Annotated in this window: 10 protein-coding genes; 9 read left to right on the forward strand and 1 reads right to left on the reverse strand. The window is 44.8% G+C overall.

What is annotated here, in order from left to right:
• Window positions 1-36 precede the first annotated feature (36 nt).
• The gene (gene ponA, locus G4D73_RS11100; protein ID WP_213686772.1) at window positions 37-2562 is read right to left on the reverse strand and encodes a penicillin-binding protein PBP1a; all 2526 of its coding nucleotides are present in this window, start codon (window positions 2560-2562) and stop codon (window positions 37-39) included.
• 165 nt (window positions 2563-2727) lie between these two features.
• Between ponA and G4D73_RS11105 the strand changes: the two genes are divergently transcribed.
• The 9 genes from G4D73_RS11105 (at window position 2728) to gltB (ending at window position 15361) form a co-directional block, all read left to right on the forward strand.
• Entirely contained in the window at window positions 2728-3786 is a 1059-nt protein-coding gene (locus G4D73_RS11105) for a pilus assembly protein PilM (protein ID WP_004644949.1), read from the forward strand.
• Window positions 3786-4424 carry a PilN domain-containing protein gene (locus G4D73_RS11110; RefSeq protein WP_004281141.1) on the forward strand — a complete coding sequence of 213 codons (639 nt, stop codon included), beginning with the start codon at window positions 3786-3788 and terminating at the stop codon, window positions 4422-4424. The genes G4D73_RS11105 and G4D73_RS11110 overlap by 1 nt, the downstream gene beginning before the upstream one ends.
• Window positions 4421-5143, forward strand: coding sequence for a type 4a pilus biogenesis protein PilO (locus G4D73_RS11115; protein ID WP_213686773.1), 723 nt, complete (start codon window positions 4421-4423; stop codon window positions 5141-5143). The genes G4D73_RS11110 and G4D73_RS11115 overlap by 4 nt, the downstream gene beginning before the upstream one ends.
• Window positions 5143-5670 (forward strand): pilus assembly protein PilP, encoded by a 528-nt coding sequence (locus G4D73_RS11120; RefSeq protein WP_004732447.1) that lies wholly within the window; start codon window positions 5143-5145, stop codon window positions 5668-5670. Before G4D73_RS11115 ends, G4D73_RS11120 begins: the two co-directional genes overlap by 1 nt.
• A 62-nt stretch (window positions 5671-5732) precedes the next feature.
• On the forward strand, window positions 5733-7868 hold the full coding sequence (gene pilQ, locus G4D73_RS11125; protein ID WP_416232266.1) for a type IV pilus secretin PilQ: 2136 nt from the start codon (window positions 5733-5735) through the stop codon (window positions 7866-7868).
• A 36-nt stretch (window positions 7869-7904) separates the two neighbouring features.
• Complete coding sequence (gene aroK, locus G4D73_RS11130; RefSeq protein WP_213686775.1) at window positions 7905-8441, forward strand: shikimate kinase AroK; 537 nt, start codon at window positions 7905-7907, stop codon at window positions 8439-8441.
• A gap of 28 nt (window positions 8442-8469) precedes the next feature.
• A complete protein-coding gene (aroB, locus tag G4D73_RS11135; RefSeq protein ID WP_213686776.1) occupies window positions 8470-9549 on the forward strand; it encodes a 3-dehydroquinate synthase in 1080 nt (359 codons plus the stop codon).
• A gap of 10 nt (window positions 9550-9559) precedes the next feature.
• On the forward strand, window positions 9560-10438 hold the full coding sequence (locus G4D73_RS11140; RefSeq protein ID WP_213686777.1) for a hypothetical protein: 879 nt from the start codon (window positions 9560-9562) through the stop codon (window positions 10436-10438).
• Window positions 10439-10885: 447 nt separating this feature from the next.
• Window positions 10886-15361, forward strand: coding sequence for a glutamate synthase large subunit (gene gltB, locus G4D73_RS11145; RefSeq protein ID WP_213686778.1), 4476 nt, complete (start codon window positions 10886-10888; stop codon window positions 15359-15361).
• The last annotated feature ends 63 nt before the right edge of the window (window positions 15362-15424 follow it).

The following is a 15424-nucleotide window of genomic DNA, read 5'->3' on the forward strand; positions in this document are numbered from 1 at the left end:
AAAGCCCTCAACTGAGGGCTTTTTTATATCGTCAGATTACTGGACTTCTTCGATCAGATTTTCCAGTGAGTCTACCCGGTTCGGCTGAAGAGGCTGTTCTTGAGGTGCAGAACCTTCATCATCTGGTAAACGAATCGGTTGATCTGGTAAATCCTCAAAGTCAGTTTCTGTGCGTTTCGGGACGACCACAGGTGCAGGACGGTAAAGCGCTGTCGCCAGAGGTGGAGAAGACGGATCATTCTGTGCTTCATCAGCCTGAACCGCCTTGTTGCGATTTACCGGTGCCTTGGCATTGCGGTCTAAACGTACCCATGCTTCTGGCTGGCCTTTTAATGCCTTGCCCATAAAATCGGTCCAGATCGGTAGAGCTGCCACACCACCATATTCACGGCGACCTAAGGTGGTCGGCTGGTCAAAGCCTACCCAGGTGACAGTGACCAGCTTGCCATTGAAGCCAGCAAACCAGGCGTCTTTGGCATCATTAGTGGTACCGGTCTTCCCGCCGATATCACTACGACCAATTCTTAATGCAGCACGACCGGTACCATGTTGAATCACATCACGCAAAATGTTGGCCATGTCATAGGCAGAACTGGATTTTAAAATACGCTGTGCCTGACGATAATTACTGTCTTCGGCAGAGACTTTAGGTGCGGCCTGTTTTTGCTCTAAAGTTGTATTATTGATTGCAATTGCTTCGTCATCTGCGGTAATAGGGTCAGTGGCTTGAACTGTTTCTTCTTTTTCATTAATACATGAAATACAGGCATATTCAGGCTTGGCTTCAAAGATGGTATTGCCATAGGCATCTTCAATACGGGTAATAAAGTGCGGCTGAATTCGGTAACCGCCATTGGCAAAGGTAGCATAGCCAGTCGCCATCTGAATCGGGAGGACCTGCGGGGTGCCTAATGCAATAGTATAGTTACGTGGAATCTGACTGTCTTGTAAACCAAAATCCATGAATAACTGACGTGTACGTTCAATCCCGACGGCCTGTAATAAGCGCACTGAGACTGTATTACGTGACAGATAAAGTGCACGACGTAGGGGGATCATGCCCAGATAACGGCCATCCGAGTTACGTGGCGTCCATTTGCCAATGGTAATGGGTGCATCATTGACCATAGTATGCGGCGTCATGCCACGTTCTAAAGCCAGGGCATAAACAAAAGGCTTAATGGTAGAGCCGGGTTGACGCCAGCCTTGGATTGCACGGTTAAATTTCGACTGATAAAAGTTATATCCCCCGACAATGGCTTCAATCGCACCATTATTTGGATTGATGGCAATCAATTGTCCTTGCACATTGGGGATCTGCACCAATGACCAAGAGGTTTTATTTTCATTGGGTCTTAAGCGAACAATGTCTTTGACTTTGACAATCTCGGATGCTTTGCTCGGTGCACCACCTACACTGTTAACGTTTCGAAAGCGACGCGCCCAGGACATACCTGACCAGGGAACAGTCACGCTGCTTCCATCCTGCATGAGTGCTTCAAAACTGGAATTACCCACCTGAGTTACTTGCGCAGGATAGGTGTTGGCATAGGCACGGAACTTGTCGAGGGGTTGATCATGTGCTTCAGCACCACGCCAGCCATGTCGACGGTCATAGGCTTCTAAACCTTCCTGTACGGCTTGCTCCGCATAGGCCTGACGTTCACTATGGATGGTGGTATAGACTTTATAACCAGAATCTACCGCCTGTTCACCAAAGTTTTGTACCAGTTCAGAACGTACCATTTCGCCGACATACGGGAATTTATTACGGGTACTCCGATCAGGCATATCTAAATTTACCGGTTCAGCAATGGCTTGCTGATACTGGCTCTGATTTAAATAGCCCAGTTGCAGCATACGGCCCAGAATCCAGTTACGACGTTCCAGGGCGCGCTTGGGATTGGCGACCGGATTATATCGAGAAGGTGCTTTAGGTAGGCCAGAGATCATGGCCATTTGTGCAATTGAAAGCTCTTCTAAGCTCTTGTTATAGTAAATTTTAGCTGCTGCTGCGATGCCGTAAGCATTTTTTCCCAAGAAAATTTTATTGACATACAAGGTCAGAATTTCTTCTTTAGTTAAGTTTTGCTCAATTTTACGGGCCAGAAAAATTTCTGTCAGTTTACGCTTCAGCGTCCGTTCAGGGCTAAGGTAATAGTTTTTTGCCACTTGCATGGTAATGGTCGAACCGCCGGTCTGTACATCCGAGCCAGTCACCGTTTCACTGAGTGCGCGTCCCAAGCTTTTAAAGCTGATTCCGCTATGCTCAAAAAAGCTGGAATCTTCAGCGGCGAGGAAAGCATGAATAAATTCGGGTGGAATTTGTTCATATTTCACGGGAACAGAAAGCTTGCCACCATATTCGGCAATTAATTCATTATCTGAACTAAATACTTGTAAAGGCTTTAATAAAGGTGCCTTTTTAAGCGTGGACATTTCAGGCAAAGATGGGGCAATATAGAGATACATGCCATAGAAACCCATCGGAATTGAGATCAGTATAATGATAATGATCAAAAAAAATGGATGAACAAGGCCTGAACAAGATAGCTTTTTCATAACAAGTAAGTTTTAATAAGAGCTAATGGCGAACTAATTACCGGTCAGTATATCCTGTCGATATCCATATTGTTAGATGAGTTATTGTATCTATATAAAATTATAGACTGGACCAATTGGTAAGTTAGATTGAATTGGGGACAAAAAAATAATAGGAAGTGTATTGTGCGCAGGTTATATCGTAAACCAAATAAGGGGTTAATAGGAGTCGATATTAGTTCGACTTCTGTTAAGGTTTTAGAACTTTCTGTAAAAAGTGGCCGTTACTGGGTAGAAAGCTATGCTTTGATCCCATTATCGGAAAACAGTGTTGTTGAAAAAAACATCTTAAACCCAGAAGCAGTCGCTGATGCCCTTGGGCGTGCAATTAATTTGGGCAATACCCAGTCGAATCAGGCCGCTTTTGCGATTCCAACTTCAATGGTCATCACCAAAATCATTGAGATGGATGCAGACATGTCAGATGATGAACGTGAAGTTCAGATTCGTGAAGATGCAGAACAATACATTCCTTTTCCACTCGATGAAGCAAGTCTGGATTTTGAAGTTCTGCCAGACCGCCTTTCCAATCCGAACCGGGTCAATGTACTGCTGGTGGCGACACGAATCGAAAATGTCGAAGCACGTTCTGAAGTTTTAGAGATTAGCAGTCTAACGCCTAAGATTGCAGATGTAGAAAGTTTTGCGCTGGAAAATGCCTTTAAGGTATTTTCGGATACTTTACCGATGGGGGTCAATACGGTTGGTATTTTAGACATCGGTCATAGTATGACGACCTTGTCGGTGATGCAGAACAACAAGATTATTTATACCCGTGAGCAGGTGTTTGGCGGCAAGCAATTGACTCAGGAAATTCAGAATCGTTATGGATTATCCTTTGAAGAAGCTGGACGTGCTAAAAAAACCCGTGCCTTGCCTGATGATTATGATATTGAAGTCCTAGAACCCTTCTTGGATGCCGTGGTACAACAGGCAGCCCGTTCATTACAATTCTTCTTTTCATCTTCTCAGTTTAATGAGATTGACCATATTTTACTGGCCGGCGGGAATGCCAATATTCCAGGTCTGGCAAAATTATTACAACAAAAACTCGGTTACCGTGTCACGATCGCGAATCCATTTTTGCAAATGGGCTTTTCTCCGCAAATTGATATTAAAAAAATTGAAAATGACGCGTCATCACTCATGGTTGCATGCGGTTTGGCATTAAGGAGTTTTGATTAATGGCAAGAATTAACTTACTTCCTTGGCGTGATGAGCTAAGAATTAAAAGAAATAATGAATTTGTGGCAATCTGCGTGGGGGCGCTTTTCTTGGGATTAGCGGCAGCAGGTTCAACCTGGTTTTATTATGATCACAAACTTCAGGATCAGGAGCAGGCCAATCAGCTGATTCAAAGTACCAACCAGAATCTGGATGTGCAGTTAAAGGCGCTTGAAGGTTTGCAAGAGCAGCGTAATGCGATTGTTGAACGGATGAAACTGATTCAGGGTCTACAAACTCAGCGTCCGATTGCGGTACATTTGATTGATGAAATTGTACGGGTGACCCCAAGCAATATGTATATCACCAAATTCCAGCGTATCGGCGATAAGTTTACCATTGAAGGTCGGGCTGAAAGTCCAAATACGGTAGCAGAATTGCTCCGTAATCTGGAGGCATCATCTTGGTATCGGAATGCCTTTATGAACGCTTTCCTGGTGGCTGAAGAAGCAAAAGAAAAGGCACCGAGCTCGATTATTCCACGTGTGGAAGAGTCCTATGGCAGTTTTACCGTGACGGTAGATCTGGATCAGATTGCTCAGCCAGTACTTAACGAAGAACAACAAGCAGTCGCTACAACTACGGGGGCATCATCATGAGTAATGAAGAATTCGATGAGTTCAGCCAGGATGTCGTCGCTGTACCCAAAAATAAAATGACTGTTGAAAAGTTTTTTCAGCAATTCAATACATTGGATCCAAACAATTATGGTAGTTGGCCTTTATCGGTCAAAATTACCTGCTGGATTTTTATTGCCGCGCTGGCATTTGCGGTGATTTACTTCGTTATGATCAGAAGCACGATTGAGTCAATTTCACAAGCCAGTACCCATGAACAAAACCTGCTGAATGAATTCCGTGAAAAAGAATCCAAATTACGCAACTTACAACAATATCAAATCCAGCTTCAGGAAATGGAAGCCCGTTTTAACCAGCAGTTAGAACAGTTACCGAAAGAAACTGAGATTCCGGGTCTGGTTGAAGATATTAACCTGAGCGGTGTGAATTCAGGCCTGAAGTTTAAAAATATTCGCCTAGAGCCTGAAATTAAACAAGAGTTCTTTATTGAACAGCCGATTGCAATTGAAGCGACTGGGGATTATCACGCTTTTGGCTCTTTTGTCAGCAGTATTGCCGGCTTGTCGCGTATTGTAACGCTGCATGATTTCACCATTACCGGTACTGAAAATAAAGAGAAAAAATCTGAAATTCCAGTCATTGATTATGTGGTAAAAGCCAAAACTTACCGTTATGTCGGTAATGCTGAAGGTGCTGCAGCACAGCCTGAAGCTAATAGCACTACTCAGGGGGCGCAGTAATGAAGAACATTAAAATTACTTCAGCTTTAACACTTGGGTTTTTATTGTTGGGATGCGATTCACGCATTGATGCAGTCAATCAGGAAATGGCTAATATTCGTAATCAGCCACCTTTGCCAATTGAACCGGCTCCTGATTTTATGCCAGTTGAAACCTTCAACTATGCAGCACATCAGATCAAAAGCCCTTTTTTACCAAGCTCTCTGGCTGCTGAACTGAAAATTATGGCGGGGAAACGGGTTTATCCAAACCTATCACGTCAACTGCAACCGCTAGAAAGTTATCCGCTCGAAACATTGACCATGAAAGGCAGTATGCGCAATCAGGCAGGACAAATTCTGGCTTTAATCCAGACGCCTGATGGTGAGGTTGAGCGGATTCAACGTGGTAGCTATATGGGACTTAATCATGGTCGTGTGGTTGGAATTACACCAACACAAATCGATTTGATTGAGATTATTCCAGATGGCCGTGAGGGATATGTGGAACGTCCGCGAAGTTTGGTTCTTATCGGGCCGGCGCCATAAGTTTTAAAGGAATAACAATGAATAAGAGTATTAAAGAATTTATTTTTGGGGATGCTAATACAATGAATCGTGTGTTTCGTCAGTTTTCAATGGGTGCTGTTGCGATTGCGGTGATGCAAGCGGCCAGTGCACAGGTTTCAATGACTAATGTAGTACCCATGCAGCTTCCTGGGCAAGGAACTGAGATTCGGGTGATGTTCAATGGTTTACCACCACAACCACAAGCCTACCAATTAGAATCACCGTCACGTTTGATTTTAGACTTTGACAAAGCCCAACAGAATTTAAAACAAAGCAGTATCCCGGTCGCAACACGTGAAGCCAGTTCAGTGGATGTTACTTCGGATGCGCAGCGCGCTCGTCTGACGGTTAATCTGGCGGATGCAGGTGCCTTTACGACACGCGTGGAAGGCAATACTTTTATTCTTAAGATTAACTCGGCAACTCCTGTTGTAATGGCTCAACCTGTGCAACAACAAATCGCTCAGGGGATCAGTAATATTGGTTTTCAGCGCGGTGCGCAAGGTGAAGGCCAAGTGGTGATTGATCTGGCAGGCAATAATACACCGGTTGATGTACAGCAGCAGGGTACCAAAGTCATTGTGCGGACTTTAGGTTCCAAGATTCCTTCTCATTTGACTCGCCGTCTTAATGTGACTGATTTCGCAACGCCTGTATCGAGTGTGGATGCCGTGAATCAAAATGGCTCAGGCGTGATTACCATCCAGTCTGCGGAAAGCTATGAATATATGGCTTACCAGACGGATAACAAGCTGACCATCAGTTTGAAACGTCCGGAAACCAAGAGCCCATTACGTCCTAAAACCGTTGCTTATTCGGGTAAGAAAATTTCTTTGGATTTCCAAGATATCGAAGTCCGTCGTGTCTTACAGCTCTTAGCTGATTTCACCGATATTAATATGGTGGCAGCAGACAGTGTACAAGGCAATATTACCTTGCGCTTAAAAGAAGTGCCGTGGGATCAGGCCCTGGATATTGTACTTAAAACCAAAAACTTGGATAAACGTCGTAATGGTAATGTGATCTGGATTGCACCAGTTGCAGAGCTGATTAAGGCTGAAGAGGAAGAAGCTAAGGCTATTAAGCAAAGTGTTGCGCTTGCGCCTATCCAAACTGAATATATGCAGCTGAGTTATGCCAAAGCTGCTGATATTGAAAAATTGATTACGCAGAATAAATCTGCACAAAACTCAACTAACTCGTCAAATAGTTCCTCTAATACTACGAATAGTGAAGATAAAGAAAGTTTATTAAGTTCGCGTGGTTCTGTGTCTGTTGATGCACGAACTAATACCATTATTGTGAATGATACTCAGCCTTTTATCGATAAAATCCGCAATATGGTGGACTTACTCGATGTGCAGGTGAAACAGGTTATGGTTGAAGCGCGTATTGTGCGGGCAACGACTGATTTTACCAAAGAGATGGGAGTAAAATGGGGGATTCTATCGCAAGGGGTTACAAATAATAATCATCTTCTTGTCGGTGGCAGCGATACAACCTTATGGGATTTAAGAACCCCTGAGTTGGATGAAGAGTTGGGTGGATGGAAGTATGAAATCCAAAGACCGGATAATCTTAATGTAGACTTAGGGGTTACCAGTCCAGGTGCCAGCCGTATTGCATTTGGTTTAATCAGCCTTTCTGATTTTATGCTGGATCTTGAGCTTTCTGCACTTCAGGCAGATGGCTATGGTGAAGTGATTTCTACACCTAAAGTGCTGACAGCGGACAAGCAAAAAGCGACTGTTGCCTCTGGTTCACAAATTCCGTACCAGTCAGCAGAAGGTGGTGGTGCGAATGCAGTGTCCACTACTGAGTTTATTGATGCTACCTTAAGTCTGGATGTCACACCAAGCATTACGCCAGATGGCAAAGTACAGATGGAACTTAATATTACCAGTGACTCACCGGGTAATCCGACACCGACTGGACAGCTCACTATTAATAAAAACCAGATCAATACCAATGTCTTGGTCGATAATGGTGAAACAGTCGTCCTAGGTGGTATTTTTGAGCAGGAAACCCGTAATGCGCAAACCAAGGTACCATTCTTGGGGGATATCCCTTATGTAGGACGTTTATTCCGTAAAGATTTAAAGTCGGATAATAAACGTGAGCTACTGATTTTCGTTACACCTCGAATTGTTAATGACAGTGTTTCAAGAAATCATTAATATATTTTGAATTTAACAAAACGAATAGGTGACTCCTTGCCAAGCAAAGAGTTTGAAACCCTACCAAATATTTATTTGGTAGGGCCAATGGGGGCCGGTAAAACAACAGTAGGACGACATCTCGCAGAATTGTTAGGACGTGAATTTCTAGATAGTGATCATGAAATTGAACGTAAAACAGGCGCGACCATTCCCTGGATTTTTGAAAAAGAAGGGGAGCAGGGGTTTCGTGACCGTGAAACTGCTGTCATTAATGACCTTACCTTACGTCCCCATCTGGTTTTAGCCACTGGTGGTGGGGCCATTACTCAGACCTTAAATCGGGATTATCTGAAACAGCGCGGAATTGTTGTCTATCTCTATACGCCGGTTGAAATTCAACTGCAACGTACCTATCGCGATAAAAACCGTCCCCTCCTCCAAGTCGAAAATCCGGAACAAAAGTTACGGGATTTATTGGCAGTCCGTGATCCCTTGTATCGGGAAGTGGCGCATCATATTATTGAGACCAATCAGGGTGCTGCACGAGATCTGGCGCAACGGATTCTCAAGCTCATTACTTCTAAAAACTAAGTTCATTGAATAAAGTGGTTAATCAAGCATGCAAACCTTATATGTAGAACTCGGAGAACGTCGTTACCCTATTTTTATCGGGAGCGATCTGGATCCACAGGCCTTATTGGCACCCTATATTCATGGCAAGCAAGTAATGATTGTGAGCAATACTACGGTTGCACCACTTTATTTGCAGCGTTATCAAACGGCGATTGAGGCTCTAGACAAACGTGTTGCGACCTGCATTCTGCCTGATGGTGAAAAATATAAGGATAGCCAGCATCTGAACCTGATTTTTGATGCACTGCTTGAAGCCGGGTTTAACCGGGACTGTACTGTGCTTGCGCTGGGTGGTGGTGTGATTGGAGATATGGCGGGGTTTGCCTCGGCTTGTTTCCAGCGCAGTGTGTACTTTATCCAAGTGCCGACGACCTTGCTGTCGCAAGTAGATTCAAGTGTCGGTGGTAAAACCGGGATTAATCACCCACTGGGTAAAAACATGATTGGCGCTTTCCAGCAACCGCAAGTGGTACTGGCGGATATGTCGCAGCTTTCTACTTTGCCTGATCGAGAGCTTTCAGCAGGTTTGGCTGAAGTGATTAAATATGCCCTACTCGGTGATGAAAAATTTTTAGTCTGGCTGGAAGAGAACATAGATGCTCTGGTCGCCCGTGATGAGAAATTATTGGCTGAAGCCGTTTACCGTTCCTGTGCGCATAAGGCACGGATCGTAGCCAATGATGAGAAGGAGCAGGGGGAACGTGCTTTACTCAATTTAGGTCATACTTTTGGTCATGCGATTGAATCCTATATGGGGTATGGTGTCTGGCTACATGGCGAGGCTGTTGCCACCGGTATGGTGATAGCTGCGGATCTGTCACAGCGTATGGGCTGGATTTCTCAAGAAGATTTAGAACGTACAAAAAAAATCATTTCTCGTGCCAAACTTCCTGTGGTTTGTCCTAAAATCCCTCTGGATGATTTTCTGGCCTATATGGCCCATGACAAAAAAGTCTTAAATGGACAATTGCGTCTGGTGTTATTAAAGCAATTAGGCGAAGCAGTGATTACCCGAGACTTTGATCTCGAGTTAATGAAACAGGCAATTTTAGCCAGTCAGGCATAGGTTTAGTTTTATGGCAGCATTACATACTCCTTGGCAAAAGATTCAGCATTATTTCTGGCTGGTCTGTGGTGTATGCTGCCTATTTGCTGCCTTAGTTTTTTGGGCGGTGACTGATTCAGATGATGTCGTCGAAATTGAAAAAAAGCCTGAAACTGAAGTTCAGTTGCAGATTCAACCAGAAAAAGTCGCCACAATGACCCATCTTGGTGCACTTTTTCAGGAAGTGAAACCACTGGATCTAAATACGCGTACCGTCGTGAATGCCAGTCATGAGCCGGAATTTCGCGGTACCAAATTTGTCAATGAAGCGAAAAACCAGCACGCCATTGAATTATTTCGTGTGACCAATGAAGCAATTTTAAAAAGTTTTCTTAAAAAACAGTCCGATCGTAAACCTTTTATTTATTTAAGAATCTCGGGTGAAAATCAGCCAGAACAATATGTATTGTTATATGGCCAATATAAGACTGCGTCACAAGCCAATCAGGCACTCTCTACACTGAAGTTAAATTTACCGGATTCAGTCAAGCCTGAAGTTGTAGCAATGCAGCAATATGTCAGTCTGGTCAATAATCTGGGTTCAGAGGAATTGGCCAGTAATCAAAAGCTTTACGAAATTCGTTTGAAAAATGTGCCTTTGCCGAAACTAGATGAATCGGTACGACTTAGACAGCAGCAAACCCAAACTGAGTCCAAGCCGCGTAGCTCTGATGCTGCGACTACCAGTACCACAATTGTGCGCCGTGATTCATCGGGAAATGTGGTCGATGTACAGAAATCTGAAAGTGCTGTAGAAGGTACACCTCAACCACAAAATAACAATAATCGACCTGCTCAGGGCAGTAATCCGCGTCCTCAAAATAACGAGATTAGTGATCCATTTAATTAGTACGATCTAAAATAGCGCATCTAAAAAATTACAGAATTAAAAATGGGCGCTTTTGGTGCAAAAAATGCACATTAAAATTAACCCTTAGTGTGCTGTTCTGCGCTAAATCTTTGTCATTTGTATTGTTTTAATTTATGCGCTGTTTGTTGGCATGGAATTTGCTTTATTGGTGCATGAATTGAATTAATCTCCCTGTTTTAGCGCGAAAAATGATTCGATGACACCGTATGAATGTCATATTTATTCCAGATTTTTATGTTATTCATGAGCAGAATAAACTTTATTTGTTATGCATTTAGTCTAAAAAGGACTAGTCTGAAGAAATAAAGAAAAATGCTTTTGCTCTCCAAGACGGTCTTCGAAAGTCCATTAGACGCCAGCGCAGAGAAAAATTTAGATTGTTTAACAGCCTGTTGAGGCTTCGTGAAAGAAGGGTACGCTATGCACATGCCATCGCCTAACAATGTAGCTCCCGCTCAAGGTTTATACCAACCGGATGAGTTTAAAGATAACTGTGGTTTCGGTTTAATTGCCCATATGCAGGGTGATGCTAGCCATGATCTCGTCAAGACTGCGATTCATAGTTTGAGTTGCATGACCCATCGTGGTGGTATTGCCGCGGATGGCAAGACTGGAGATGGTTGTGGTTTGCTCTTGGCAATGCCAAAAAAATTCTTCCGTGAAGAAGCGAAACGCTTAAGTGATACCACCTTGAGTGAAGTATTTGCTGTGGGTTCGGTGTTTCTAAATCTTGATCCGGCGCTCGCTGCGCATGCCAAACAGGTTTTAAACAAAGAGATTGAAGCTGAAGGTTTAATCGTTCTGACGTGGCGTGTGATTCCGACCAATGTAGATGCGTTGGGTGAAATTGCGTTGCGGTCAATGCCGGCATTTGAACAGATTATTGTTAATTGTCCAATGGGTGTGACTGAGGTTGAATTTAACCGTAAGTTATTCCTGGCACGCCGTCGTGCAGAGCAACTGTTAAGCAATGATACTTCTTTCTACGTCACGACGTTATGTTCAACGGTGATCAGCTATAAAGGCTTGATGATGCCGGAAGCGATTGCAGATTTTTATACAGATCTGGCTGATCCACGTTTGGAATCACATATTGTGGTCTTCCATCAGCGCTTCTCGACCAATACCTTGCCACGCTGGCCTTTGGCACAACCGTTCCGTTACCTGGCACACAATGGTGAAATCAATACCATTACTGCGAATCGTAACTGGGCCATGGCGCGTGTGCCAAAATTTGAAAATCCATTATTGCCGGGTTTAACTGAACTGAATCCAATTGTGAACCGTACCGGTTCAGATTCTTCAAGCCTGGACAACATGCTGGAGATTCTGGTTGGCGGTGGCATGGATCTGTTCCGTGCACTCCGTATGCTGGTTCCGCCGGCCTGGCAGAACGTGGAAACGCTTGATGCTGATCTTCGTGCATTCTATGAATTTAACTCAAAACACATGGAAGCCTGGGATGGCCCGGCAGGTCTGGTGATTCAGGATGGTCGCCATGCGATCTGTATGCTGGATCGTAACGGCCTGCGTCCTGCACGTTGGGTCATCACCAAAAATGGTTATATCACGCTGGCTTCCGAAATTGGCGTGTGGGGTTATCAACCTGAAGATGTGATTTCTAAAGGACGCGTGGGGCCCGGCCAAATGCTGGTCATTGATACGCAAACCGGCAAGGTGCTGGATACCCAAGATGTCAATAATCATCTGAAACGTATGCGTCCATACCGCGAATGGTTACGTGAAAATTCTGTGCGTCTGCAAGGTAGTCCAGAGCTGGAAGAATATTTATGTGATCAAGGCTTAAAAGGCGATGGCCTGAAAGCGGCACAAAAAATGTTCATGGTGACCTTTGAAGAGCGTGACCAGTTGTTGCGTCCGATTGCTGAAAGTGGTCAGGAAGCTGTCGGTTCAATGGGTGATGATACCCCGATGGCGGTATTGTCTCGTCAGGTGCGCCATGTGTCGGATTATTTCCGCCAGCAGTTTGCACAAGTGACCAACCCGCCAATCGATCCGCTACGTGAATCGATTGTGATGTCACTGGAAACCTGTTTGGGTCGTGAACAAAACGTCTTTGAACAAGGGCCTGAGCATGCAGACCGCTTGATCATTTCCAGTCCTGTGCTGTCTAATTCGAAAATGCATCAGATCCGTACGCTGGGTCGTGCCGGTTATGAAATTGCAGATATTGACTTGAACTATGCTGAAACCGAAGGTCTGGAAGCAGCGATTGCGCGTATTTGTGAAGAATCTGCACAAGCCATTCGTGATGGTAAAACCTTACTGGTGCTTTCAGACAAGAAAATCCGTGAAGGTTACTTGCCTGCCAATGCTTTCATGATTACTGGTGCAGTGCATCATCACCTGATCAATATCGGTTTGCGTACTGACGCTAACCTGATTATTGAAACCGGTTTTGCCCGTGATCCACATCAGTTTGCAGTGTTACTTGGCTTTGGTGCGACAGCCATCTACCCATACCTAGCTTATGACGTGATCAATGATCTGGTCGCGAAAGGCGAATTATTGGGTGACCCAATCTATGCGCAAAACAATTTCCGTAAGGGGATTGAAAAAGGTCTGCTGAAAGTCCTGTCTAAAATGGGTATTTCTACGGTTGCTTCTTATCGTGGTGGTCAGTTGTTTGAAGCAGTGGGTTTATCTAATGAAGTGGTGGATAAATGCTTCATCGGTGTACCAAGCCGTATTCAGGGTGCTACTTTTGTCGATCTTGAAAATGACCAGAAACAGTTGGCGGATATTGCCTGGAAAAACCGTAAGCCAATCGATCAGGGAGGCCTGCTGAAATTTGTCTTTGGCAAGGAATATCATGCCTTTAATCCGGATGTGATCAACTCACTGCATAAAGCAGTACGTTCTGGGAACTACGCAGATTTTAAAGAATATGCAGAATTGGTGAACAACCGTCCGATCGCAACGATCCGTGACTTGTTCAAACTCAAAACAGACAACTCGATTCCAGTCGAACAAGTGGAATCTGTGGAAGAGATCCTGCCTCGCTTTGACTCTGCCGGTATGTCTTTGGGTGCACTGTCACCTGAAGCGCACGAAGCGATTGCGATTGCCATGAATACGATTGGTGGTCGTTCAAACTCGGGTGAGGGCGGTGAAGATCCAGCGCGTTACGGTACTATCCGTAACTCGAAAATCAAACAAATTGCATCGGGCCGTTTTGGTGTGACGCCTGCTTATTTAACATCAGCAGAAGTTCTCCAGATTAAAGTCGCGCAAGGTGCAAAACCAGGTGAAGGTGGTCAGTTGCCGGGTGGTAAAGTGAATGGTCTCATTGCACGTTTACGTTACTCTGTGCCGGGCGTTACCCTGATTTCGCCACCTCCGCATCATGACATCTATTCAATTGAAGATTTATCACAGTTGATCTTTGATTTAAAACAGGTTAACCCACAGGCGATGGTGTCAGTTAAGCTGGTTTCTGAACCGGGTGTCGGTACGATTGCGGCGGGTGTAGCGAAAGCGTATGCCGATTTCATTACCATTTCTGGTTATGATGGCGGTACAGCGGCTTCTCCACTTTCTTCAATTCATCATGCAGGTTCACCGTGGGAACTGGGTCTTTCTGAGGCACATCAGGCCCTTCGTGTCAATGACCTGCGTGGCAAAGTTCGCGTACAAACAGATGGTGGTTTAAAAACCGGTCTGGATGTCGTAAAAGCAGCAATTCTCGGTGCTGAAAGCTTCGGCTTTGGTTCGACTCCGATGATCGCATTGGGTTGTAAATACCTGCGTATCTGCCACTTGAATAACTGTGCAACCGGTGTTGCGACTCAACAAGATCATTTACGTCAAGAGCATTATATTGGCGAGCCACAAATGCTGATTAACTTCTTCACCTTTATTGCTGAAGAAACCCGTGAATGGCTAGCGGCACTTGGTGTATCGAGTCTGAAAGACCTGATTGGCCGTACGGATCTGCTGGAAGTCTTGCCAGGTGAAACTGCCAAGCATGCACATCTTGATTTAAGCAAATTGCTTGAGTCGCATCCTTCAGCGGAAGGTAAAGCACAATACTGCGAAGTACAGGGCAATGCGCCATTTGATAAAGGCATTCTGGCTGAAAAAATGGTAGATAAGATTCTACCTGCGATTGAAGCGGGAACTGGCGGCGAATATAGTTTCACGATCGGTAACTGTGACCGATCGATTGGCGCACGCCTGTCTGGTGAAATTGCGAAACGTTATGGCAACCTGAGCATGGAAGCCCATCCGGTGAAAGTTCACCTGAATGGTACTGCGGGTCAGTCGCTGGGTGTATGGAATGCTGGTGGCTTGCATATCAGTCTGGAAGGCGATGCCAATGACTATGTCGGTAAAGGCATGGCCGGTGGTCGTATCTCTATCTTCCCGCCAAAAGGTTCACCATTCCAGACACAAAATACTGCGATTATTGGGAATACCTGCTTGTATGGTGCGACTGGCGGTAAGTTATATGCCGCGGGTACAGCGGGCGAGCGTTTCGCGGTGCGTAACTCGGGTGCATTTGCTGTCATTGAAGGTGCAGGCGATCATTGCTGTGAATATATGACCGGCGGTATTGTTACGGTGTTGGGTAAGGTTGGGCATAACTTCGGTGCGGGTATGACTGGTGGTTTTGCTTATGTACTTGATCTGGATAATGACTTCGTTGATCATTATAACCACGAACTGATTGAGCTGAATCGTATTTCCACCGAAGCGATGGAAGAGCACAAAGCTTTCCTGGGTCGTATCCTGGATGAACATATTAAAGAAACGGGTAGTGCTTGGGCGTACAAGATCCGCCATGAGTTTGACTTCTACAGCCGCAAGTTCTGGTTGGTAAAACCAAAAGCAGCCAACTTGCAAACGCTGTTGAAAACCACTCAAGCTGATCCACAATAATTCCACTACTGCAGAAACATAGGCAGATGTAAGGCAACTGTGAACCCCTTACATCTCCCCACG

This window comes from Acinetobacter sp. WY4, from assembly GCF_018438165.1.
Lineage (GTDB): Bacteria > Pseudomonadota > Gammaproteobacteria > Pseudomonadales > Moraxellaceae > Acinetobacter.

Bases quoted from the DNA above. Each gene is read 5' to 3' on its own strand.
- ponA (WP_213686772.1), bottom strand. From the start codon at position 2,562: ATGAAAAAGCTATCTTGTTCAGGCCTTGTTCATCCATTTTTTTTGATC.
- G4D73_RS11110 (WP_004281141.1), top strand. From the start codon at position 3,786: ATGGCAAGAATTAACTTACTTCCTTGGCGTGATGAGCTAAGAATTAAA.
- G4D73_RS11115 (WP_213686773.1), top strand. From the start codon at position 4,421: ATGAGTAATGAAGAATTCGATGAGTTCAGCCAGGATGTCGTCGCTGTA.
- G4D73_RS11120 (WP_004732447.1), top strand. From the start codon at position 5,143: ATGAAGAACATTAAAATTACTTCAGCTTTAACACTTGGGTTTTTATTG.
- pilQ (WP_416232266.1), top strand. From the start codon at position 5,733: ATGAATCGTGTGTTTCGTCAGTTTTCAATGGGTGCTGTTGCGATTGCG.
- aroB (WP_213686776.1), top strand. From the start codon at position 8,470: ATGCAAACCTTATATGTAGAACTCGGAGAACGTCGTTACCCTATTTTT.
- G4D73_RS11140 (WP_213686777.1), top strand. From the start codon at position 9,560: ATGGCAGCATTACATACTCCTTGGCAAAAGATTCAGCATTATTTCTGG.
- gltB (WP_213686778.1), top strand. From the start codon at position 10,886: ATGCCATCGCCTAACAATGTAGCTCCCGCTCAAGGTTTATACCAACCG.